This is a genomic window from Lederbergia galactosidilytica, assembly GCF_017873565.1.
In the GTDB taxonomy this organism is placed as follows: domain Bacteria; phylum Bacillota; class Bacilli; order Bacillales; family Bacillaceae_C; genus Lederbergia; species Lederbergia galactosidilytica.
Genome location: NZ_JAGGKH010000002.1, coordinates 134,045 through 157,356, shown reverse-complemented (window position 1 = coordinate 157,356; position 23,312 = coordinate 134,045). Strand labels below are relative to the sequence as shown.

The following is a 23,312-nucleotide window of genomic DNA, read 5'->3' as shown; positions in this document are numbered from 1 at the left end:
TCAGTGAATTATTGCTTGTCGCGAGCCAGGAACGGTGTGCCATAGCCGTTTATCTTTTTGGTGGGCGCCTTGCGCTTTTCTTATTTTGGACATGTTAGTATAAGGCGAGGTGTTAAAAATGAACGTTCGTGCCAATCGAGTTGGAGAGCAAATGAAAAAAGAACTCGGCGATATCATTGGTAGAAAACTTAAAGACCCTCGGGTGGGATTCGTAACCGTAACCGATGTACAGGTAACGGGTGATCTACAACAAGCTACAATTTTCATTTCCGTTTTAGGAAATGAAAATCAAATGGAAGATACCCTTAAAGGCCTATCAAAAGCTAAGGGGTTTATAAGGTCGGAAATAGGAAAGAGAATCCGCCTTCGTAAAACTCCGGAAATCGACTTTGAATTTGATGAATCTATTAGCTATGGAAACAGAATTGAATCCATACTTAAAGAATTGAAAGATGAATAACAGCTTTTGCTAATGGCTGTCTCATGAAATGTAGGGCTCTTCTAGAAATTGCTATTGCAATAGAACAGTCTAAATTCATTTTGGAGGCAGTCTATTTTTGTGTGGAAAAAAGGGAGTGAATAAATTGGACGGAATTATCCCATTATGGAAACCTAAAGGGTTGACTTCTCATGATTGTGTTTTTAAAATAAGGAAATTATTAAGAATGAAGAAAGTTGGTCATACAGGAACATTAGACCCTGAGGTAGATGGTGTCCTACCTATTTGTTTAGGGAAAGGAACTAAAATTGCTGAATATATAACAAATGCTGGTAAAGTGTATGAAGGGAAAGTAACGATTGGTAGATCAACCACAACAGAAGATGCTGAAGGAGAAACTGTAGAGATAAAAAAAGTGGAAAGCCCTATTTCAAAAACGAAAATTCAGCATGTTTTACAAGAATTAACAGGTACAATTGAACAAATTCCCCCAATGTATTCAGCAGTTAAAGTGAATGGCAAAAAATTATATGAGTATGCTAGGGCAGGGATACATGTTGAAAGGCCGAAAAGGCAGGTACATATTTATGAATTATATTTGCTGGATGATAAAATAGAATGGAAGGAAGATGAGGTAAGCTTTTCCTTTCGAGTTCATTGTAGCAAAGGAACTTACATTCGTACACTTGCTGTTATGATTGGGGAGAAACTAGGATACCCTGCGCATATGTCTTCTTTAACGAGAACAGCTTCTGCTGCCTTCACACGCAATCAATGTGTAACCTTGGAAGAGCTTGAACAAAGGACCAAGGAGAATCGTTCTATTGCCGATTTTCTTTTACCTTTAGAAGAAGGATTATTTAATTTACCAATAATTGAAATGGATGAATCATTACTGGAGCAAGTGATCAATGGCGCTGTACTGCCAATACCGGAAAATTGGTCTCAAGGTCCAGTCGTAATGGCTTATCATGATTTAGCCTATGCTGTTTATGATATACATCCTAATAAACCGAATTTTATCAAACCTGTTAAGGTCATTCGTAACGTAAAACTTTGACATAGAAAGAAGGAAAAATCTTGAAAGTAATCCAGCTTGATTATTCGCATTCTTATTCTAATAGTGATTTTCCACCATTGGTTATGGCTCTAGGTTTTTTTGATGGGGTCCATTTAGGACATCAAAAAGTAATCAATCAAGCAAAAGAAATTGCTTCTCATAATAATCAAAAATCTGCAGTTATGACCTTTGATCCACACCCATCTGTTGTGCTTGGGAAAGCACAACAAGAGGTTCAATACATCACACCATTACAAGATAAGATTCAATTAATGGAAAATTTAAATGTAGACTATCTATTTATCGTTCATTTTACGAAAGAATTTTCTCAATTATTACCAGAGGAATTTGTTGAAAATTATTTGGTTCATTTAAATGTAAAACATGCTGTTGCTGGGTTTGATTTTACATATGGAAAATTTGGAAAAGGCAATATGGACACTTTACCGATTCATTCAGAAGGTTATTTTGATGTCACTGTCGTGCCAAAATTAGAAAACGACCAAGAGAAGATTAGCTCAACCTCTATTCGTCAGTTTATTAAAGATGGAGATATAGAGAATGCTAATCAATTATTGGGTCGTTGCTTTATAACAAAAGGTACTGTTATTCACGGAAAAAAGCGAGGAAGAGAACTTGGTTTTCCTACTGCGAATATTAGCACTGATCTAACCTATTTGTTGCCGCACACAGGTATATATATTGTAAAAGTATTAGTTAATGGGAAATGGAACCAAGGTGTGTGCAGTGTGGGGTATAATCCGACATTTCATGACCCAGAAGAAAAACAATTATCAATAGAAGTTTATTTGCTTAATTTTAATCAAGACATTTACGGGGAATTTGTAACAGTTGAATGGCATAAAAAAATTAGGGATGAAAAAAAGTTTGATGGAATTGACCAGTTAATTTCTGAGATTAAAAAAGATACAGAGGAAGCAAAAGAATATTTTTCTTCCATGGAATAAAGAAACTTGATTTTTTGGTTATAAAGATGTATTCTAATACAGTACTAAGAACCTTTGCTTGGCAATTCGACTCACCAACGATTGCTCGGTAATGGGGGATTTGCAAAAATTAGGAGGTGAAAACGATGGCGATTTCTCAAGAACGTAAAAATGAAATCATCAATGACTTTAAAATTCATGATACTGATACTGGTTCTCCAGAAGTTCAAATTGCTGTTTTGACAGAAGAAATTAACAAATTGAACGATCATCTTCGCGTACACAAAAAGGATCATCACTCAAGACGCGGATTGATGAAAATGGTTGGCCGACGCCGCAATCTTTTAACTTATCTTCGTAATAAAGATGTGCAGCGCTATCGTGAACTTATTACTAGACTTGGATTACGTAGATAATAATGAAACAAAAAAGCGGGAGTTTTCCCGCTTTTTTGTTAGCTAGTTATGTGAACTCTGCGATATGCTGACTGAGGCAATATTGAAGGACTGTCATGCAAAGCATGGCAGAACTGAACATTGGACATGAATATGAAGGACAATCCGGATAAGGATATGTTTAAAAATTAGAATTTTTACATACATGAGTCAATCTCATCATTGTTTATTGATGATCAATACACGAACGTTATTGTTAACGGGGATTGAATTGTTAGTCAATGTATATCCTTAACTTAGTTGATTGGAGCGGAAGGTGCCGTCTCCTGGGGGGATTAGCGTGACAGGTGAGATCCCACAGGAGCATAGTGACGAGGAAGCTCACCGCACGCCCCCCGGAAAGCGTCCACCTGAAGCGTAAATCAACGTTGTTCGGATTTGAATGCTAAAATCTCTATTATGAAATTGATTCACACAGGTATATACATAAAAATTCTTGGGGAATTGGCATTCGATTTTTCATATTTATGTCTAATGTTCAGTGGTTCAGCAAGCTATCCAGATTCCAACAAGTTACATTCACTTATTTTCTACATTTGATCAAAATAATACTAGGCGATGAAATCGCAATTTGAAAGAGAGGAAAATATTGCATGGAACAGAAGAAAGAAATTTTTAGTATGGACTGGGCTGGCCGAACTTTAACTGTTGAAATTGGCCAATTAGCTAAGCAGGCTAGTGGTGCCGCTTTAATTCGTTACGGTGATACAGCGGTTTTAAGTACTGCAACTGCTTCTAAGGAAGCGAAAGCTGTTGATTTTTTTCCGTTAACTGTTAATTATGAAGAAAGATTATATGCAGTTGGGAAAATTCCTGGTGGATTTATTAAGCGAGAAGGAAGACCAAGTGAAAAAGCAATTCTTGCAAGTAGATTAATCGATCGGCCGATTCGTCCTTTATTTGCAGATGGATTCCGGAATGAAGTGCAAATCGTGAATATTGTTATGAGTGTGGACCAAGACTGTTCATCAGAAATGGCAGCTATGTTTGGCTCATCACTTGCTCTTTGTATTTCTGATATTCCGTTTGAAGGACCGATCGCAGGGGTAGTAGTTGGTCGAATTGACGGACAGTTTATTGTGAATCCAACAGTAGAGCAAATGGAAAAAAGCGATATCAATTTAAGTGTAGCTGGTACGATGGATGCTATTAATATGGTGGAAGCGGGTGCTCTGGAAGTACCTGAAGAAACAATGCTTGAAGCGATCATGTTTGGTCATGAAGAAATTAAAAAATTAATTCAGTTTCAAGAAGAAATTGTAAGTAAAGTTGGAAAAGCAAAAAGAGAAATTTCTTTATATGAAGTAGATTCTGAAATAGAGGCAGAAGTTCGCAAAATGTGTGAACAATCTCTTGTTGAAGCGATTCAAGTGGAAGAAAAACATGCACGTGAAGAAGCCATTCAAAACGTAAAAAATCAAGTTGTTTCTGCTTATGAAGAAAAAGAAAATATTGATGAAGAGACGATTAAACAGGTGAAGCGGGTTTTAGATGATCTTGTGAAAGAAGAAGTCCGTAGACTGATTACAGTGGAGAAAATTCGTCCAGATGGGCGCAATCCTCATGAAATTCGCCCATTGTCTTCAGAGATCAATTTATTACCTAGAACCCATGGTTCCGGCTTATTTACCCGTGGACAAACACAAGCTCTAAGCATTTGTACATTAGGAGCTTTAGGCGATGTACAGATTTTAGATGGATTAGGGATTGAAGAATCGAAACGCTTTATGCATCATTATAATTTTCCACATTTCAGTGTAGGCGAAACAGGCCCTGTCCGCGGTCCTGGCCGACGAGAAATTGGTCATGGAGCTTTAGGGGAGCGAGCTTTAGAACCAGTCATTCCGAATGAAACAGATTTTCCGTACACGATACGACTTGTTTCTGAAGTGCTAGAATCAAACGGTTCTACATCACAGGCTAGTATTTGTGCAAGTACATTAGCGATGATGGCCGCAGGTGTTCCAATTAAAGCGCCTGTTGCAGGGATTGCAATGGGACTTGTAAAATCAGGCGAGCATTACACGATTTTAACCGATATACAGGGAATGGAAGACCATCTTGGAGATATGGACTTTAAAGTTGCTGGTACAGAGAAAGGTGTTACAGCTCTTCAAATGGATATCAAAATTGATGGACTTTCTCGAGAAATTCTTGAAGAAGCATTACAACAGGCAAAAGATGGCCGGATGCACATTCTTAATTCCATGTTATCTACAATTTCATCACCAAATGAACAATTATCAGAATATGCCCCTAAGATTTTAACAATGCATATTAACCCTGATAAAATTAGAGATGTTATTGGGCCAAGTGGTAAACAAATTAATAAAATTATTGAAGAAACGGGTGTGAAGATTGATATTGAGCAAGATGGTAGAGTGTTTATCTCATCAGCTGATCAAGCCATGAATGCCCAAGCTAAGAAAATTATTGAAGACCTGGTCCGTGAAGTGGAAGTAGGACAAATGTATTTAGGAAAAGTAAAGCGTATTGAAAAATTCGGTGCCTTTGTTGAATTATTCCCAGGTAAAGATGCACTTGTTCATATTTCACAACTGGACGAACAAAGAGTTAATAAGGTGGAGGATGTAGTTTCCCTTGGAGATGAGATTCTTGTAAAAGTAATTGAAATTGATAATCATGGACGGGTAAATGCATCTAGAAAAGTCGTTTTAAAAGACCAAAAAGAAGCTCAGAAAACGGATGAATAAAACGGGGGGATTTCCCCGTTTTTTTAATGCTTCTACAATATTACATACTTATCTCTGAGATAGAGGTCTTTCGCCTACTTTATAAAGTGGTAGGGTCTTAAAGAGCAAAACATAGAAGGTGAAGGAAAAAAAGCACCCTTTCCTGTCAGGAACATTTGCTTATTGGAAGCTGCTCAAGATGCTTGCGCTTTGTTCTTTAGTTCTAACTTGTCCGCCTTTTTCATATTTTATGATGAAGGAGGTAGAACTGATTGAGTGCAAAAAACTTGATAGCCTTTACACTGATTGCTATTCTATCAATATCTGCCATATTTAATCCATATACAAATCAGTATTTAGGACAATTAAAAAACGGGTATGTACCAGTAAGCAACGGGCAAGATGAATTATATAACCAAATTAAAGAAGCTGCTGAACATTATCGAACAGAGTCCCAAGATGCAAAAATTGATCGAGTATGGAAAGCGATGCCTGGATATAATGGTATTCAAGTCGATGAAAAAGCTTCTTATCAAAAAATGAAAAAGAATAAAATGTTTGATGAGCGTAAGTTAGTCTTTATTCAGGATAAACCGAAAATTCATTTAGCGGATTTACCACCTGCACCTATTTATCGTGGGCATCCTGATAAACCTATGGTTAGCTTTCTAATTAATGTAGCTTGGGGCAATGAATATATTCCTTCTATCCTTGCAACTTTAAGAGAGCATAAGATCTATGCAACATTTTTTTTAGAAGGTCGCTGGGTTAAAGAAAATCCCGAGTTGGCTAAAATGATTGCTGACAGTGGCCATGAAATTGGGAATCATTCTTATAGTCATCCTAATATGGCGAATATTAGTAATGAACAAGTGAAACAAGAATTAATAAAAACAAACGATATTATTGAAGCAACCACTAATATCACACCGACATGGTTTGGTCCACCAAGTGGGGCCTACCGTAATGAAACAGTAGAAATAGCTCATGCTCAAGGATTAAAAACGGTTATGTGGACGGTTGATACGATAGATTGGAGAAAACCCTCGCCCCAAGCCTTAATCCAAAGAGTTATGTCAAATATTCACCCCGGCGCTATGATTCTTATGCACCCAACAGAATCTACCGCCAAATCATTAGATACATTGATTACGGAAATCAATGCGCAAAATTTAAAAATTGGCACTGTAACAAAACTGATGGATGAAGAAAGAATAATTAGATTAGATGGGAAGCAAGGCTTAAAGCAGGATGAAACTGAAGATCGTTAATTCTGTTAACTGCTACGTTTTTTGCACCTAGAATAGGAGGAATTGTAAATGATGAAAAAACATACATGCCAAAATGGAGTAAGAGTAGTACTTGAATCAATTCCTACAGTGCGGTCTGTTACAATTGGTATTTGGATTGGTGTAGGCTCCCGTGATGAGGATGAAAAAAATAATGGGATATCACACTTTTTAGAACATATGTTCTTCAAAGGTACAAACACAAGAACGGCAAAGGAAATCGCGGAATCCTTTGACTCCATTGGAGGACAGGTGAATGCTTTTACTGCTAAAGAGTATACATGTATTTACGCAAAGGTGTTAGACAACCACGCAACATATGCGCTTGACGTTCTAGCTGATATGTTTTTTTATTCTACTTTTAATGAACAAGAATTAAAAAAAGAAAAAAATGTAGTTTTAGAAGAGATAAAAATGTATGAAGATACTCCTGATGATATTGTTCACGATATGTTAAGTAAAGCTGCTTATCATAATCATCCATTAGGATTTCCGATTTTAGGAACGGAAGAAACATTAGATACATTTACAAGTGATATGTTACATCAATATATCCATGATATGTATACGCCGGATAATATTGTTATTTCTGTAGCAGGTAATATAGACGACAATTTTATTTATCAAATTGAAAATCATTTTGGATCGTTTGAAAGAGGAAAAAACAAAATTTCAAATGAGAAGCCAATATTTTATTCAGAACAAGTGGCAAAACAAAAAAAGACTGAGCAAGCCCATCTTTGTTTAGGGTTTGAAGGATTACCGATCGGTTCAGAAAAGATTTATGATTTGATTGTGATGAATATTATTTTTGGTGGAGGTATGTCTTCTCGTTTGTTTCAAGAAGTTCGAGAAGAACGAGGATTAGCCTATTCAGTTTTCTCTTATCATTCTTCTTATAAAGATACGGGGACATTAGTCATTTATGGAGGAACAGCTGCCCACCAATTAGATGAACTCCAAGATACTATATTCTCTACTTTAGCTCAGTTCAAAAATAACGGTATTTCACAAAAAGAATTAAAAAATAGTAAGGAACAGTTAAAAGGAAACTTAATGCTTAGTTTAGAAAGTACAAATAGCAGAATGGGTAGAATCGGTAAAAATGAGTTATTATTAAAAAAACATCGCTCATTAGATGAAATTATCAGTGATATAGATCGAGTGACAGTAGACTCTGTTTATCAATTAACGAGCGAAATATTTACAGATGATTTTACCTCTGCGCTAATCAGTCCACATTCTCAATCAATGTCAAAAGCTATTTATTAGATTGGATTGACAGCAGGTAACGAATAACTAACGCGGGGCATTTTATTACCTTGAAACGATAAAATTATATTGAGCCGCCAGCAAGGAATATTCCTTGAGCTTGTCTTTTTATTCCCTTATCAGTTGATAAGGGAATTTTGCTTCTAAAAATAAAAGCTGTTCACTATATATGATATAAGGAAGCATTAAAAGTGTAAGCGACCATTTGCAACTAACTTTTACGCTTCTCAAAAAGATATTGGAAACGCGATGAGCTGAGACAAAAAGTTAATCTGACAAGCAGACACATAGTGGTGAATGATGTTTTACAACTAAAGATTCTTGGATCAAGAGAGAGTGTATCGTTCTCTTTTCTGGATCCATCCTTCTTGAAGACTTACCGACTAACCAAAAAATAGTAAATCGCTGTTGACATATCACAGGAAGAAACCGAAGTTTGCTAGTTGCTGGAACGCTGCAGCTAAGTAATCCCGTTTCGGGAGCTTACATTAATTTAAAATACACTACTTAATAAAATTCCTTAATAAATAAAGAGGGGGAGAAAATGGATGCGACTTAGTGAACTTGGTGGAAAAGAAATTGTAGATTATCGAAAAGCGAAAAGATTAGGGGTGCTTGGCCAAACAGATCTAGAAATTAATGCGCGGACAGGGGAAATTAATTGCTTAATCATTCCAACAAGCAAATGGATAGGAAAAAAAGCAGGAAATGAAATAAAGGTCCCTTGGCACTATATTCGCACAATTGGTACAGATATGCTTATTCTGGAAGTACCGGAAGATAAATAACATATTTAAATGATGAGGAACAATATACAGTATTAGCAGAAGAGGAAACCTCCTCTTCTTTTTTTGTTAATAATTAAGCACAGCAAAAGGGCACATACATACAATAATCTTGCAGTGATATTTATGATGCGTAAAGAAGGTGAACACCATTGATGTTGACAGAAATGCAAATCGCTGTATTAGGTGGTGATGCAAGGCAACTAGAAATTATAAAAAAGTTAACAGAACTAGATGCAAAATTATATTTAATTGGATTTGAACAATTGGCACAGGTTTTTTCTGGAGCGGTTAAAGAAAAAATCAATGATGTTGATTTTTCAAAAATAGATGCCATTGTTTTGCCAGTGCCAGGCACAAACTTTGAAGGTGAAGTAGATACAATATTCTCCAATGAAAAAATAATTTTAACAGAAAAAACACTTCGCGAAACACCATCCCATTGTAAAATTTATTCCGGTATTAGTAATGCATATCTCGATAAAATAGCAAAGAAAGCGGATCGAGAACTTGTTCAATTATTTAAACGCGATGATGTCGCCATTTATAACTCCATTCCAACTGTCGAAGGAACAATTATGATGGCGATTCAAAATACTGATATAACGATCCATCAATCTTCAGTCGCTGTATTAGGGTTAGGAAGAGTTGGCATGAGTGTAGCTAGAACGTTTTCTTTGCTAGGAGCAAAGGTAAAAGTTGGGGCTAGAGATCTTGCTCACCTAGCTAGAATCACAGAAATGGGGTTAGAACCCTTTCATTTAGATTCATTAAAAGAAGAGGTCAAGGATTTAGATATTTGTATAAATACTATTCCCTATTTAGTACTAACAGCCGGAATTATTGCGGGAATGCCTACAAATACATTAATCATTGACTTAGCATCTAAACCCGGTGGAACGGATTTTCGCTATGCAGAAAAACGCGGAGTAAAGGCCTTACTTGCTCCAAGTCTACCTGGAATCGTCGCACCAAAAACAGCAGGTCAGATTTTAGCTAATATTCTTTCACAACTATTATCAGAGGATTTTGAGATGAGAGAGGAGAATTTATAATGGATTTGCAAAATAAAAGAATTGGATTTGGGATCACAGGATCTCATTGTACTTATGATCAAGTTGTGCCACAGATACAAAAATTGGTGGATTTAGGTGCCGAAGTAGTACCAGTTGTCACTTTTACAGTCCAGAATACCGATACGAAATTCGGAAATGGAGCCGATTGGGTAGAGAAAGTAGAAGAAATTACAGGAAGAAAAGTGATTGACTCCATGGTCTCAGCAGAGCCGTTAGGGCCAAGAGAACCGCTAGATTGTATGGTTATCTCTCCTTTAACTGGAAATTCAATGAGTAAATTTGCCAATGCCTTGACTGATTCACCTGTTTTAATGGCAGCTAAAGCTACTTTAAGAAATCGGAGACCTGTTGTATTAGGTATCTCTACCAATGATGCATTAGGACTGAACGGTGTTAACTTAATGCGTTTAATCTCGGCTAAAAATATTTATTTTATCCCATTTGGTCAAGATGACCATATAAATAAACCGACTTCTATGGTATCAAAAATGGAGTTGTTACCGGAAACCGTAATGGCGGCACTTGAAGGGAAACAACTACAACCTGTTGTTCAAGAATATCGTTAGGAAAAATTTAAGAATGGACTAAATAACAGTCCAATGGTCCTTTTAAATAAAGTAATCATGTTGATGGAGCCGGAAGGCATAGGAAATATAATCTAGGCTAGACCTAAGACTTTTATAGCCCGCGAAGTTATGCTGCTCGCTCTTGGACAGCGAGTGCTTCTACGGGCATTTTTCGTGCAAGGGCCATAACGAGAAAAATGCAATATTAAAGAGCGCAAACTTCATCTTAGTAAATAATAAATTTCTTTCCATCAACAAGCTTAATAAACAAGGTTGGAGGTGCGGAAAAGAATGAATACTCGCCCACGACTAGCGAAGTATAGGCGGGAGGCATCATATTATCTACATGATAAACCGAAAACTTTAAGGTTTTGCTAAAATAAAATAGGAATGACCTAGTCATTCATTTAGGAGCCAATCCCTGGCTTTAACATTTAATCATTCAATATTCGACAGCTTTTTATCAAAAAATTATCGTTAGCTGCTTTAAGTATGATAATATATTAATTATTAATGAATAAAAACAACGATAATTATAGTTTGTTGGAGTGGAAGGGGAATTTAGATGTTAAATAAACAAGGCTTTCATATTGCTGTAATGGGGGCAACCGGGGCAGTTGGTCAACAGATCATTCAAACATTAGAAAAAAGAAATTTTCCTATATCTCAATTAACCCTGCTGTCTTCAGCTCGTTCAGCTGGCACAAAATTGAAATTTAAAGATGAGACTATAACAGTTCAAGAGGCGGTTCCAGAGTCTTTTGAAGGTGTTGATATAGCTTTATTTAGTGCAGGTGGTAGTATATCGCAAAAATTTGCTTCTGAAGCTGTTCAGCGTGGTGCGATTGTAGTTGATAATACGAGTGCTTTTCGTATGGATCCGGAAGTTCCGCTTGTGGTTCCAGAAGTAAATGAACATAAGCTTAAGGAACATAAGGGAATTATTGCTAATCCTAATTGTTCAACGATCCAGATGGTTGCAGCACTTGAACCAATCCAAAAAGCATTTGGCCTTAAAAAAGTAATTGTTTCAACTTATCAAGCTGTTTCAGGTGCAGGTGCTGAAGCGATTCAAGAATTAAATGATGAAACGAATGCGATTCTAAATAATCAAGAATATAAGCCTGCTGTCTTACCTGTTGCGAGTGGGGAAAAGCATTACCAAATTGCTTTTAATGCAATCCCACAAATTGATACATTCACAGATAATGGTTTCACATTTGAAGAAATGAAAATGATCAATGAAACGAAGAAAATCATGGAAATGCCAGAATTGAAAGTAGCTGCTACTTGTGTGCGTCTACCTGTTGAAACAGGGCATTCTGAATCAGTATATGTAGAATTAGATAGAGAAGATCTGAAAGTGCAAGATTTATGGGCAGTTCTTTCAGAAGCACCAGGCATTACACTTCAGGACCAACCTGAGGAGCAAATTTATCCGATGCCCGCAACAGCTGTAGGTAAGGATGATGTGTTTGTAGGAAGGGTTAGACAAGACCTTGACGAAAAATCTGGTTTCCATATGTGGATCGTTTCAGATAACTTATTAAAAGGTGCAGCATTAAACACTATACAAATTGCTGAAAGTCTAATTAAATTAGGTTTAGTAACTAAGTAGAAAAGTTCATTATAAAGAACGTTCAAAAGGTTTAGTGAAAAAGACGTTACGAGGTAGTGACTCTTCGCATAAGGATTGTCATGTTCGGTGGCGAGTATAAGTCATTATCTCCTGCTGAATCTGTTTCTCTGCCTAAAGTATTTGGCGTAAAAGAGGTATTCAATTCGGCATAGTCGACTTTTTTAACTAACTAGTTCCTTTTTGAACAGGCTTATGTAGGGGTGTCATCATGAAAATAATCATCCAAAAATTTGGCGGAACATCAGTTCAAAATAGTGAAACGAGACAATATGCTCATAAGCATATTCAGAATGCTATTAAGCAAGGATATAAGGTAGTCGTAGTTGTCTCAGCGATGGGAAGAACTGGAGCTCCATATGCGACAGATACATTGTTATCACTTGTGGGAGGGTCTAACACTCTTTTAAATAAAAGGGAACAAGATCTATTGCTTTCATGTGGCGAAACGATCTCAAGTGTCGTTTTTACTAATGAATTATTAGCAAAAGGACTAAAAGCTACGGCATTAACTGGGGCTCAAGCAGGGTTTATAACAACGAATGATCACACGAATGCAAAAATTAATGAGATGAATTGTAAAAGGCTTTTAAAACAATTAGAGTCGATGGATGTAGTTGTTGTCGCAGGCTTCCAAGGAGCAACCAAAGATGGTGATGTAACAACAATTGGAAGGGGAGGCAGTGATACATCTGCAGCGGCTCTTGGAGCAGCATTGAATGCTGAATGGATTGACATTTATACAGATGTCGATGGAATGATGACTGCTGATCCTAGACTCGTTAAGAAAGCCCGTTCCCTTTCATCGGTTACTTATAATGAGGTATCAAATATGGCCTATGAGGGTGCAAAAGTAATTCACCCTAGGGCTGTAGAAATTGCCATGCATGCTAAAATCCCGATTAGAATTAAATCAACTTATACAGATTCACCGGGGACATTAGTAACTTCTTTAGATGCTCAAGCTGAAAAATTTGATGTAAAAGAACGGCTTGTAACGGGGATCGCTTATGTTCCTAATGTTTCCCAAATAAAGGTAAAAGCAAGTAAAGGTGAATATAATTTGCAATCCGATGTGTTTAAAGCAATGGCGAATGAAGGTATTAGTATAGACTTTATTAATATTTCTCCTAATAACGTGATTTATACAGTTCCTTCCACTGTATTACAAAAAGCCGTAACTGCTTTAGAGCAAATTGGATATACCCCTACTGTGGAAAGGAATTGTGCGAAGGTCTCTGTTGTTGGCGCAGGGATTACTGGTGTTCCTGGCGTTACAGCTAAGATAGTCGCGGCACTATCTGATAAGGAAATTAAAATACTTCAATCTGCTGATAGTCATACCACAATTTGGGTACTTGTTAATGGGGATGATTTAGTAAATGCGGTAAATGCTTTACACGATGCGTTTGAACTACAAAATGAAGAAGTTCAATACGAACGATAAGGATGGAGGTGTTTTTATGGTTCATTTCGGCCGAGTGTCAACAGCGATGGTAACTCCCTTTGATCGCAAAGGAAATATTGATTTTTCAAAAACAACTATGTTAATTGAGCATTTGATTAACCATGGAAGTGATTCTCTTTTAGTTGCTGGTACAACAGGAGAATCACCAACATTGACTACTGAAGAAAAATTGGCCTTATTCGAACATGTAGTAAAAACGGTGGATGGGAGAGTTCCCGTCATTGCCGGAACGGGAAGTAATAATACGTATGCCTCTATAGAACTTACGAAGAAGGCGGAAGAAATTGGTGTTGATGCTACTATGCTTGTGGCACCTTATTATAATAAGACTAATCAAAAAGGGTTATATGAGCACTTTGCGACCATCTCCCGATCAACTAATTTACCCGTTATGATTTATAATATTCCTGGGAGATCGGTAGTTAATATTGAGCCCGAAACGATTATTGAGTTAGCAAAAATTGATAATATTATTGCGGCGAAAGAAGCTAGCGGTAATCTTGATGCAATGGCGCAGATTATTGCGGAAACTAAAGAAGATTTTCAATTATACAGTGGGGATGATGGTTTAACTTTACCAGTTATGTCTATTGGAGGTAGTGGTGTTGTCTCGGTTGCCAGTCATGTAATTGGTTCTGAAATGCAACAAATGATTCAATTGTATGAACAAGGAGAAAATTCCCGGGCAAGTCAACTTCATCGAGACCTCTTACCAATCATGAGGGGATTATTCACAGCTCCAAGCCCTGTTCCGGTTAAAACTGCATTACAATTACTTGGATTTGATGTAGGTTCAGTTCGTCTTCCACTCGTTCCTTTAACGGGTGATGAACGAGTTAAATTAAATGAACTACTATCGGCAATTAGATAGTTACAGAAAACTCACGGGACTGTCTCAATAATAGAATTTAGCCTTTTTATTTAGGTTAGGAAAGACCTCTTGGCTAAACTCTTTGGGACAGTCCTTTTTTATGGTTCAAGAAATTAAGAAAGTATTTGGAATTGGTAATTATACGAATTATAACGTGGGTTCACAATAAGAACAAAACCAATATTTGATTAAACTGGGGGCTCAGTTTATCGCGAGAAAATAAAATAATTAGCAAATTAGATTGGGAGAATCATATTTCCACACACATAGTTGGTACATATGTTTGTAGTATTCTTATTTTGAAAGTAAATAAGCTTGTACAGGTAATGGACATTAAAGTATAATGGAGCTACTGATGAAGATCGGAAATAAATGGTAGGAGGAAAAGATTTTGGTAAAAACAAAAAATGAAGTCATCAAAGTCATACCATTGGGGGGAGTAGGAGAGATTGGCAAAAATATGTATGTCATCGAAATTGATTCGGAAATTTTTATTATCGATGCCGGTCTCATGTTCCCTGAAAATGAAATGTTAGGTATTGATATTGTCATACCTGATATTACATGGCTTGTTGAACAGAAAGAACGAATTAAAGCGATATTTTTAACGCATGGTCATGAAGACGCAATTGGGGCATTACCTTATATTTTTCGAAAATTAAAGGTACCTGTTTATGGATCAAAATTAACAATTGCCTTAGCGAAAGAAAAAATGAAAGAGCAAGACATGAAAACAGAAGGCTATTTTCATACAATCAAATCGAGTTCTCGTTTACGATTTGATGGTGTGAACGTAACTTTCTTTCACACAACTCATAGTATACCTGATTCTCTGGGAGTTTGTATTCATACATCTGAAGGAAAAATCGTCCATACAGGGGATTTTAAATTTGACCAAGCCGCCACTGAACATTATCGTTCAGAAATGGGGAAAATGGCAAATATTGGTGAGTCAGGTGTTTTATGTCTATTATCAGATAGTACGGAAGCGGAGCGACCGGGCTTTGCTATTTCAGAGTCTGTTACTGGGCGCGAAATTTCCGATGCTTTCCATGCTGCTAAAGGTAGAATCATTGTAGCTTGTTTTGCTTCAAATTTTATTAGAATTCAACAGGCCCTTGATGCGTCTTTCGAGAACAATCGAAAAGTGGCCGTAGTGGGTAAAAGCATTGAGAAAAGCTTTGAAATCGCATTAAAAATGGGATATATTACCGTGAAAAATCCTGAAAATATTATACCTATTCAGGATATAGAAAAATACAAAGATCATGAAGTGGCTATTATCTTTACAGGGGTTATGGGTGAACCTATTGAGGCCCTGCAAAAAATGGCAAGACAAAATCATAAAAAGATTAATGTAAAAAAGGACGATACAGTTCTTATTACAGCTACTCCATCTCCGGCATTTGAGACTAGCTTATTTAAAACAATTGATATGTTGAGCAGAGCAGGAGCGACAGTAGGATCATTGAATCGCAAGGGTTATGTGTCAGGACATGGGAGTCAAGAAGACTTAAAATTAATGTTAAATTTAATGAAACCTAAATATTTTATCCCTATTCAGGGAGAATATCGGATGTTATACACTCATGCTAAGTTGGCTGAAGAAGTCGGTTTACAAAAAGACCACATTTTTATCCCAGGAAAAGGCGATGTGATCGAATATAAAAATGGGAAAATGTCTGCAGGAAAACGAGTTCAATCCGGAAATGTTTTGATTGACGGAATTGGTGTCGGCGATGTCGGCAATATCGTTTTACGAGATCGAAAACTATTATCACAGGATGGAATATTCATTGTTGTGGTAACAATTAATAAGAAAAATAAAAAGATAGCTTCAGGCCCTGAAATTATTTCTCGAGGTTTCGTGTACGTACGTGAGTCTGAAAAATTACTTGATGAAGCTTCCAAAATTGTTCGGGGAATAGCGGAAGAGGCTATCGCAGAAAATACGTTTGACTGGGCAAGCTTTAAGCAAGATATTCGAGATCGTTTAAACCATTTTCTCTATGAGCAAACGAAACGTCGACCAATGATCCTTCCGATTATTATGGAGGTATAAAACATACAGCTAAACACTGATAGGAAGAACTGATGCAAGCAGGAACCAAAAGTTTGTATTTGCCTGGCACTGGAACAAGACGATTAAACCCTATATTAAACTTATGAATAGGGACGATTTTATAAATTTATTAACAAGGTCAAAAGCCACTCCTATAAAAAATAGGAGCGGCTTTTTTATAGTGAGTGTTTTTTCTACCTGTATGAAAAAATATCCTCCGTTCATACTATAGATACTATTCGTTCAAGCAAGGGAGGATACTATGAGCCAATCCTATAGAGCTAATGCAGAATCTGAGCAAGATCCAAATCGTCAAAATGAGGAAAAAGGAGAAGGGATTATTGAGAAAATCCAGCAACTCGGACAAACAAAAGTTCCTGAATTATCTCAAGACAGTAATATTCATTGTTTAACGATCATTGGCCAAATCGAGGGACATATGCAATTACCACCTCAAAATAAAACAACCAAATATGAACACATCATTCCCCAATTAGTCGCAATTGAACAAAACCCAAAAATCGAAGGGTTACTTGTTGTTCTAAATACAGTGGGTGGAGATGTGGAAGCAGGCCTTGCGATTTCAGAAATGATTGCAACAATTTCGAAGCCGACTGTTTCGATTGTGTTAGGTGGAGGTCATTCAATCGGCGTTCCCATTGCTGTATCGTGTGATTACTCCTATATTGCGGAAAGTGCCACGATGACAATTCATCCAATTCGCTTAACAGGACTTGTCATCGGTGTTCCACAATCATTTGAATATATGGATAAAATGCAAGAACGAGTTGTTAAATTCGTCAAAAAACATTCCAATATCTCAGAAGAAGTGTTCAAAGATTTAATGTTTGCCAAAGGGAATCTGACTAGAGATATTGGCACAAATGTAATAGGGGAAGATGCAGTAAAAAGCGGCTTAATTGACGAAGTCGGGGGTATTGGCAATGCCATTCAAAAGCTCCGCGAGCTAATTACAGCAAAGCAGAATAACTCACCAGATAAGGATTTGATCCAATGATACTCCATACGATTGTCCCACAAGAACTTATTTTTCAAGGTGCGGAACAAGAGTTCACAACTCAACAAATGATTACAAGAAATGGCATTCCATTAATTGTGGAGCAAGATGAAAAAATGTATAAAGTCGTACGTATTCTGAGTAGTAATCCAGATGATTATTTAAGAAATGATTTGTACCCTGGTGCGCTTATTTCTCTTTATGATCACTAAACACCTGACTGTGAGTTTCGTGAAACTCACAGTTTTTTCATGCTAATAAATAGCAGAGCGTTTTGCATATGAACAGGAGATGTTTATCATAGGGGAGATTACCCAAATATGGTATAATATACACATTGAAAAATAGAGAATCTTAAATGACGAACAGACTATTTTTTATCATTCATATATTTATTAATTGGATAAGGTGATGGTATGGCAAAAAATAAACGTAAAAGCCGCAAACGCTCGAAAAAAAAGATGCAAGAGATTTTAAAGTTCGAAATAACAGGGATTATTTTACTAGCTTTAAGTTTGATTATTATTGTAACGGGTGACAAGCTTTTCCCGATGAATTATCCTTTTTATTTTTTATTTGGAGAATGGCATATTATCGGGCCGCTAGGAATTATTGGTATTGCTGGGTATATGATTATTAAGAGAGAAAGACCGCGTTTTATTGGTTATCGTCTTTTTGGAATGTATATTATATTGGCTTGTTTTTTACTACTATCACATATTAAATTTTTTGATTTAAAAATTGAAAGTGGGAAAATTCAAGGGGTTAGTGTTATTGCTAATACCTTTCATGATTTTTTTCAAATTGTGAAGGGGAATACTTCTACTCAAGAATTCGGAGGTGGAATGATTGGCGCCATCTTAACCTCTGTTACATACTTTATTTTTGGATCTTTAGGAACAAAAATTTTAAGTTTCTTTCTTATGATTATTGGGGTTATGTTGATTACTGGAAAATCAATCGGAGAAGTAGTTGCAAAGATCGGAAAGAAATTAGTGGCTTTTATACAAAAACAATGGGAACAATTTAAGATCGATGTGAAAGAATGGCGGGTGGAACAGAAGAAGAAGAAAGAAGAAAAACAAAGCCAGCTTTCAGAAGAGCGTCAAGTGAATGTGACGGAGACACCCCAAACAGAAATTTTAATGGATAATGCCAATGATGAATTGACAGGTAATCCCGAACCGATAATTTCAAGTTTTACAGAGCGGGCTTATCAAGAAGTGGATCCGCTAAGTGAGGAACAGGCGCAAGAAGAAACTGATGAATCGCTAGATGATGAGGCAGTTCCACCAATGGCATTTACAGAGCATGAAAATGTAGATTATCAGCTTCCTTCTATCCAATTATTACGTAGACCAAAGGCAACTGATCAAACTAATGAATATCAATTAATCCATGATAATGCAGCAAAGCTGGAAAAAACATTTCAAAGTTTCGGTGTAAAGGCAAGGGTTACACAGGTTCATCTCGGACCAGCTGTAACGAAATATGAAGTTCATCCGGAAGCTGGTGTAAAGGTGAGTCGGATTGTCAGTCTTAGTGACGATATTGCCTTAGCTCTAGCTGCGAAGGATATTCGTATGGAAGCCCCAATTCCAGGAAAATCTGCAATCGGGATTGAGGTCCCTAACTCCGAAGTTGCAGTCGTATCACTCCGAGAGGTATTGGAATCAAAAGAAAATGACAAACCAGAAGCGAAACTTCAAATTGGTTTGGGGCGTGATATTACGGGACAAGCAGTGGTAGCAGAATTAAATAAAATGCCTCATATGCTTGTTGCTGGAGCTACTGGAAGTGGGAAGAGTGTCTGTATCAATGGAATCATTACGAGTATTTTAATGAGGGCAAAACCCCATGAAGTGAAAATGATGATGATTGATCCAAAAATGGTTGAGTTAAATGTTTATAATGGAGTTCCTCATTTACTCGCCCCTGTTGTAACTGATCCAAAAAAGGCATCACAAGCCCTTATGAAAGTCGTCAATGAAATGGAAAGGCGCTATGAGTTATTTTCACATACGGGGACAAGAAATATTAGTGGTTATAATGAGTATATCGTAAAAACGAATGCGGAAAATGATGAGAAGCAACCATTATTACCATACATCGTTGTAATCGTCGATGAATTAGCAGATTTAATGATGGTAGCTTCTAATGATGTAGAAGATGCCATTACCCGACTTGCACAAATGGCGAGAGCCGCAGGGATTCACCTGATCATTGCTACACAAAGACCGTCGGTTGACGTTATAACAGGAGTTATTAAGGCCAATATTCCATCGAGAATTGCCTTTGCTGTATCATCAGCAACAGACTCTCGTACCATTTTAGACTCGGGAGGAGCGGAAAAATTATTAGGACGAGGAGATATGCTTTTCTTGCCGGTAGGAGCATCAAAACCAATTAGGGTTCAAGGTGCATTTCTGTCAGATCAAGAAGTAGAAGAAGTGGTTGAATATGTGATTGGTCAGCAAAAAGCTCAATATCAAGAAGAAATGATCCCAGATGATATCCCAGAGGTCGTCGAAGAGGTAGCCGATGAACTTTATGATGAAGCAGTGCAATTAATATCAGAAATGCAAACAGCCTCAGTCTCCATGTTGCAGCGTCGATTTAGAATCGGATATACGAGGGCGGCGAGATTGATAGATGAAATGGAAATGCGCGGAATTGTGGGTCCTTATGAAGGAAGTAAACCAAGAACAGTGCTAATCCCTAAAGGGATGGAAGAACATTCCTCCTAGAAAAGTGGAAAGCATTAAAAAGAATCCTGAGACAATAACTGCTCTAATCCGCATCGGGCGGGACTGTGAAAAGTAATTATTCCTGAACTTAAAAAGAGTGCTCCTTACTCGCTCAATTTCAGGGATGGTTACTTAAGTTCAGCTAATATAATTTTCTCATTTCCATTTTTATAAGGTTTATAACTAGACAAATCTGGACTGTCAAACGCATATTTCATATTCATTAACATAAAATAAAGTGCATCATTATATTCCGCTTTTAAAATTTAACATAAAAATATTATGTAAAGTTCCGGATGCTTTTTTATTATTTATTATTGGAGGTTAACCAATGGAATTTGAAAAAGAACATATTGTAAAAATGAATGGTTTTACTCTACATATGATGAAGACAGAGAAGTATAAAACAAATACAATTGTCTGGAAAATGAAGGCACCCCTTCAAAAGGAAACGGCTACGTTAAGAGCGTTATTACCACTAGTTATGCAAAGTAGCACTAAAAAATATTCTACGACTGGCGCTTTACGTTCTTATTTAGATGAACTTTATGGAGCTTCTTTTTATGCAGATACGAGTAAAAAAGGCGAAGAAAATATTATAAGCTTTACATTAGAAATAGCAAATGAAAAATATTTACAAGATAAAACTCCGCTTCTGCATAAGGGCGTTGAATTTTTAACTGATGTGTTGCTTGATCCTAATGTCACGAATGATCAATTTGATGATAAAACAATGAAAAAAGAAAAAAGAGGTTTGAAAGAAAGAATTCATTCTCTTTATGACGATAAAATGCGTTATGCGACCGTCCGGTTGGTGGAGGAAATGTGTCAGAACGAACCTTATGCAATTCAACCAACTGGAGAACTTGATGAAATTGATAAGATTACAGGTGGAGAGCTTTACGAATACTATAAGCAAGCTTTTAACGATGATCAAATTGATTTATATATTATCGGCGATATCAATTTAGCAGAAGTCCAAAATTTATTCTCAGTTTTGTCGCTTTCCGATCGGGTTTTGAAACAAAAAAATCGTCCAGCGACTAAAGAGATTAGGGAAACTAAAGTTGTAAAGGAACATCAAGATTTAAATCAAGGTAAATTAAATATAGGTTGTCGTACAAATATTCTTTTTGGAGATCGTGAATACTTTGCTTTACAAATGTTCAATGGTATTTTTGGTGGATTTGCACACTCGAAACTGTTTATTAATGTGCGCGAAAAAGAAAGTCTCGCATATTATGCCGCTAGTCGAATTGAAAGTCATAAAGGTTTACTAATGATCATGTCAGGAATTGAAAACCAAAATTTTGAGAAAGCAGTTTCTATCATAAAGGAACAGTTGGAAATGATGAGGTTAGGAGAATTTTCGGAAAAGGAAATTGAACAAACTAAGGCAGTCATTAAAAATGAACTTTTAGAAACGCTTGATTCAGCTAAAGGCTTTATAGAGGTGCTTTATAATAATTATGTAGGAAATGAAAATATTACCCTTGAAGATTGGCTGAAACGGATTCAAGCTGTTTCTAAAGAAGAAATTATTGAAGTAGCCAAGAAGATTGAAATGGATACTATTTACTTTTTGGCTGGAACGGAAGGTGAGTAAAAAATGAATAAAGTAGAATTTACTCAAATAAACGAAAGATTGTACCATGAAAAGATGGAAAATGGCTTAGATGTATATATACTACCTAAACCTGGCTTTAATAAAACCTATGTTACTTTTACAACAAAATATGGTTCAATTGACCATCATTTTAAACCACTAAATCAATCCGAATTTAAACGTGTACCTGATGGTATCGCCCATTTTCTAGAACATAAGATGTTTGAAAAAGAAGATGGGGATACTTTTCAAACATTTAGTAAACAAGGAGCCTCGGCCAATGCATTTACATCTTTTGATCGAACAGCCTATTTATTTTCGAGTACAGACAATGTAGAACTAAATTTAAAAACTTTATTAGATATGGTTCAAAAGCCCTATTTCACAGAGAAAACGGTGGAAAAGGAAAAAGGGATTATTGGCCAAGAAATTATGATGTATGATGATAATCCAGACTGGAGAGCGTATTTTGGAACAATTGAAAATATGTATCATAATCATCCAGTGAAAATAGATATAGCTGGTACGGTAGAATCAATTTCTCATATTACAGCTGAGTTACTTTATGAATGTTATGAAACTTTTTATCACCCAAGTAATATGATGTTATTTGTCACAGGACCTCTTGATCCCGAAAAAATTATGACATTTATTCGCGATGATCAAGCGGCGAAGCAATATCAAGCAGCCTCAGAAATTGAGCGGGTTTTTGAGAGTGAGCCATCTGAGGTAGCCAAAAAAATGCAAGTGTTGGAAATGAATGTACAGACACCTAAATGTTTTGTTGGAGTGAAAGGATCAAAGACTGATCAATCAGGTGCAGATATGCTAAAAAATGAATTATCCATATCACTTTTTATGGATATATTGTTTGGCAGAAGTTCTGATTTATATGAAGAGTTATATATAAGTGAATTAATTGATGATACCTTTCAATATGAATATTCACAAGAACAAAGCTACGGTTTTGCTGTAATTGGAGGAAATACAAAAAAACCTGAAGAATTTGCGAATAAGGTGAATAATATTCTATTGGAGGCAAAAACTGGTAAATATATTACGGAAGAAACATTAGAAAGAGCTAAGAAAAAACGAATTGGAAGATTCCTACGCTCTTTAAATTCCCAGGAGTATATTGCGAACCAATTTACAAGGTTTATTTTTAATGATATGAATTTATTTGATGTTGTGCCCGTGTTAGAGAAATTGACCATTCAAGACGTTTTAGCTGCGGCAAAGGATTTGATTGATGAAAGCCGAATGACTGTTTGCCAAGTTGTTCCAAAACAATAAGCTGCTGACAGACTTATGAAAATGAATGA

Annotated in this window: 19 protein-coding genes; all 19 read left to right on the top strand. The window is 36.4% G+C overall.

Translation table 11 applies throughout. From position 1 onward, the window contains the following. Positions 1-118 precede the first annotated feature (118 nt). The 19 genes from rbfA to yfmH all read left to right on the top strand — a co-directional run bounded on the left by rbfA (position 119) and on the right by yfmH (position 23,283). Complete coding sequence (gene rbfA / locus J2Z23_RS02625) at positions 119-460, top strand: 30S ribosome-binding factor RbfA (protein ID WP_057986564.1); 342 nt, start codon at positions 119-121, stop codon at positions 458-460. Positions 461-584: 124 nt separating this feature from the next. Then, on the top strand, positions 585-1,499 hold the full coding sequence (gene truB / locus J2Z23_RS02620) for a tRNA pseudouridine(55) synthase TruB (protein ID WP_064467960.1): 915 nt from the start codon (positions 585-587) through the stop codon (positions 1,497-1,499). A gap of 20 nt (positions 1,500-1,519) precedes the next feature. Continuing rightward, positions 1,520-2,467, top strand: coding sequence for a bifunctional riboflavin kinase/FAD synthetase (gene ribF / locus J2Z23_RS02615; RefSeq protein WP_057986562.1), 948 nt, complete (start codon positions 1,520-1,522; stop codon positions 2,465-2,467). Positions 2,468-2,592: 125 nt separating this feature from the next. Next, entirely contained in the window at positions 2,593-2,862 is a 270-nt protein-coding gene (gene rpsO, locus J2Z23_RS02610; RefSeq protein ID WP_057986560.1) for a 30S ribosomal protein S15, read from the top strand. A 632-nt stretch (positions 2,863-3,494) separates the two neighbouring features. After that, positions 3,495-5,615: a polyribonucleotide nucleotidyltransferase gene (pnp, locus tag J2Z23_RS02605; RefSeq protein WP_057986556.1), complete on the top strand. Its 2,121-nt coding sequence runs from the start codon at positions 3,495-3,497 to the stop codon at positions 5,613-5,615. Between the two features lie 251 nt (positions 5,616-5,866). After that, a complete protein-coding gene (locus J2Z23_RS02600; RefSeq protein ID WP_174517088.1) occupies positions 5,867-6,865 on the top strand; it encodes a polysaccharide deacetylase family protein in 999 nt (332 codons plus the stop codon). A gap of 48 nt (positions 6,866-6,913) precedes the next feature. Next, complete coding sequence (locus J2Z23_RS02595; protein WP_064467930.1) at positions 6,914-8,155, top strand: M16 family metallopeptidase; 1,242 nt, start codon at positions 6,914-6,916, stop codon at positions 8,153-8,155. 548 nt (positions 8,156-8,703) lie between these two features. Continuing rightward, complete coding sequence (locus J2Z23_RS02590) at positions 8,704-8,943, top strand: YlmC/YmxH family sporulation protein (protein WP_057989310.1); 240 nt, start codon at positions 8,704-8,706, stop codon at positions 8,941-8,943. A gap of 152 nt (positions 8,944-9,095) precedes the next feature. After that, positions 9,096-9,995 (top strand): dipicolinic acid synthetase subunit A, encoded by a 900-nt coding sequence (gene dpaA, locus J2Z23_RS02585; RefSeq protein ID WP_057989308.1) that lies wholly within the window; start codon positions 9,096-9,098, stop codon positions 9,993-9,995. Beyond that, positions 9,995-10,582, top strand: a complete 588-nt coding sequence (dpaB, locus tag J2Z23_RS02580; RefSeq protein WP_057989306.1) for a dipicolinate synthase subunit B — start codon at positions 9,995-9,997, stop codon at positions 10,580-10,582. Before dpaA ends, dpaB begins: the two co-directional genes overlap by 1 nt. Before the next feature lie 565 nt (positions 10,583-11,147). Beyond that, positions 11,148-12,200: an aspartate-semialdehyde dehydrogenase gene (gene asd / locus J2Z23_RS02575; protein ID WP_057989305.1), complete on the top strand. Its 1,053-nt coding sequence runs from the start codon at positions 11,148-11,150 to the stop codon at positions 12,198-12,200. Positions 12,201-12,429: 229 nt separating this feature from the next. Further along, entirely contained in the window at positions 12,430-13,665 is a 1,236-nt protein-coding gene (gene dapG / locus J2Z23_RS02570) for an aspartate kinase (protein ID WP_209973162.1), read from the top strand. Positions 13,666-13,681: 16 nt separating this feature from the next. After that, complete coding sequence (gene dapA, locus J2Z23_RS02565; RefSeq protein ID WP_209973160.1) at positions 13,682-14,557, top strand: 4-hydroxy-tetrahydrodipicolinate synthase; 876 nt, start codon at positions 13,682-13,684, stop codon at positions 14,555-14,557. A 391-nt stretch (positions 14,558-14,948) separates the two neighbouring features. Next, the gene (locus J2Z23_RS02560; protein WP_057989300.1) at positions 14,949-16,619 is read left to right on the top strand and encodes a ribonuclease J; all 1,671 of its coding nucleotides are present in this window, start codon (positions 14,949-14,951) and stop codon (positions 16,617-16,619) included. Between the two features lie 262 nt (positions 16,620-16,881). After that, positions 16,882-17,637 carry a ClpP family protease gene (locus tag J2Z23_RS02555; RefSeq protein ID WP_064467929.1) on the top strand — a complete coding sequence of 252 codons (756 nt, stop codon included), beginning with the start codon at positions 16,882-16,884 and terminating at the stop codon, positions 17,635-17,637. Beyond that, positions 17,634-17,849 carry a YlzJ-like family protein gene (locus tag J2Z23_RS02550; RefSeq protein WP_057989298.1) on the top strand — a complete coding sequence of 72 codons (216 nt, stop codon included), beginning with the start codon at positions 17,634-17,636 and terminating at the stop codon, positions 17,847-17,849. Before J2Z23_RS02555 ends, J2Z23_RS02550 begins: the two co-directional genes overlap by 4 nt. A gap of 204 nt (positions 17,850-18,053) precedes the next feature. After that, positions 18,054-20,384: an FtsK/SpoIIIE family DNA translocase gene (locus tag J2Z23_RS02545; RefSeq protein WP_209973158.1), complete on the top strand. Its 2,331-nt coding sequence runs from the start codon at positions 18,054-18,056 to the stop codon at positions 20,382-20,384. Positions 20,385-20,715: 331 nt separating this feature from the next. Next, positions 20,716-21,990 carry an EF-P 5-aminopentanol modification-associated protein YfmF gene (yfmF, locus tag J2Z23_RS02540; protein ID WP_064467928.1) on the top strand — a complete coding sequence of 425 codons (1,275 nt, stop codon included), beginning with the start codon at positions 20,716-20,718 and terminating at the stop codon, positions 21,988-21,990. Positions 21,991-21,993: 3 nt separating this feature from the next. Beyond that, a complete protein-coding gene (yfmH, locus tag J2Z23_RS02535; protein ID WP_057989292.1) occupies positions 21,994-23,283 on the top strand; it encodes an EF-P 5-aminopentanol modification-associated protein YfmH in 1,290 nt (429 codons plus the stop codon). Positions 23,284-23,312: the final 29 nt, after the last annotated feature.